This is a genomic window from Streptomyces barringtoniae (assembly GCF_020819595.1).
Lineage (GTDB): Bacteria > Actinomycetota > Actinomycetes > Streptomycetales > Streptomycetaceae > Streptomyces > Streptomyces barringtoniae.
Window position 1 is genome coordinate 1 of sequence record NZ_JAJHNP010000070.1, and the last position, 1,661, is coordinate 1,661.

The 1,661-nt window shown below is 66.7% G+C and carries 1 protein-coding gene; it reads right to left on the bottom strand.

Translation table 11 applies throughout. The annotated features are described in order from the left end of the window. Positions 1-650: 650 nt before the first annotated feature. Positions 651-1,661 (bottom strand): hypothetical protein (locus LMU33_RS40720; RefSeq protein WP_228627135.1); only part of this gene is annotated, 1,011 nt, incomplete at its 5' end.

Here is a 1,661-nt window from a genome sequence, read left to right on the forward strand (position 1 = left end):
GCCCTCGGCTACCGCTGGGCCACCACCAAGTTCAACCAGGACACCAAGTAACCACCCCGACCAACACCAGCCCCCATCCCCCCAACCCACCCCCAGGCGGCGTACCCCGGCACCACACCGGAGCACGCCGCCCTTTCACGTCAACGACTGTGTGTGCAGCAGTCTCCGGATGCCGGCCAGGATCCATCTGTTCTGCTTCTGCTGCGCCCCGATCATCCGGGGCCTGACGCCTCAGGCATGGCTGGCCATCTGCGCATTCGGAAACGTATTTGGACTCGTCGCCCATCTGAATGCTCCGTCTCCCGGGACGGAGGGCGAAGTCGCCGGAGCACCTGCTGGAACGCGGCCGACGCGTACGTGCTGGAGGTGACGGATCCGCGCGTCTGTGCCGACACCACCGGAGGTGAGTGCGGGACGTTCCGGCATCCGATGTGCGCACCGCCGATGCAGTGCACCCGCCCACCCCGGCTGTCGCTTCCCGGCCGACGCCGGAAGGGCGCAGAATTCTACTTCCCGTATTGCGCCTGTCAAGCCCCGAATGTGCGTCGCTTTTCCCCGTTCTCGAGCTGAGTGAATCTGGATTCAGAAAAAGCGCCGAGTCGCCGCCCCAGAGGTGACGAATCCAGGCGAATAGAAATCTCAGTTTCTGCTCAAGGAGATATGTCATGGCTGTCAATATTCGAGTGCCGATCCCCCGGATTATCGGCGCTTCTTTCATCGCTGCGGTTCTCGCCGGAACCGCGGGAGCAGCGGGCGCTCATGCCGCTCCTCAGACGGTCAAGTCCACGCCGAGCGTGGTACGGGACGCCGACCCGGGTGACGGCGGCGGCGACCAGGCCGGTGGCGACCAGGGTGGCGGTGACCAGGGTGGCGGTGACCAGGGTGGCGACCAGGCTGGCGGTGACCAGGGTGGCGACCAGGCTGGTGGCGATCAGGGTGGCGACCAGGTTGGTGGCGACCAGGGCCAGGCCGGTGGTGACCAGGGCGGCGACCAGGCCGGTGGTGACCAGGGTGGCGACCAGGCCGGTGGTGACCAGGGTGGCGACCAGGGCGGTGCCCAGGGTGGTGACCAGGGTGACGGTGCCCAAGGTGGCGACCAGGGCGGCGGTGCCCAAGGTGGCGACCAGGGTGACGGTGCCCAGGGCGGTGCCCAGGGTGGCGACCAGGGTGACGGTGCCCAGGGCGGTGCCCAGGGTGGCGGTAAGGCCGACCAGGCGAACGTCGACCAGGGTGGCGGTAAGGCCAATCAGGCGAACGTCGACCAGGGTGATGGCAAGGCCAATCAGGCGAACGTCGACCAGGGTGGCGGTAAGGCCAATCAGGCGAACGTCGACCAGGGTGGTGGCAAGGCCAATCAGGCGAACGTGGACCAGGGTGGCGGTAAGGCCAATCAGGCGAACGTCGATCAGGGTGGTGACGGCGCCAATCAGGCGAACGTGCACCAGGGTGGTGGCAAGGCCAATCAGGCGAACGTGGACCAGGGTGGCGGTAAGGCCAATCAGGCGAACGTGGACCAGGGTGGTGACGGCGCCAATCAGGCGAACGTGCACCAGGGCGATGGCAAGGCCAATCAGGCGAACGTGGACCAGGGTGGCGGTAAGGCCAATCAGGCGAACGTGGACCAGGGTGGCGGTAAGGCCAATCAGGCCAACGTCGATCAG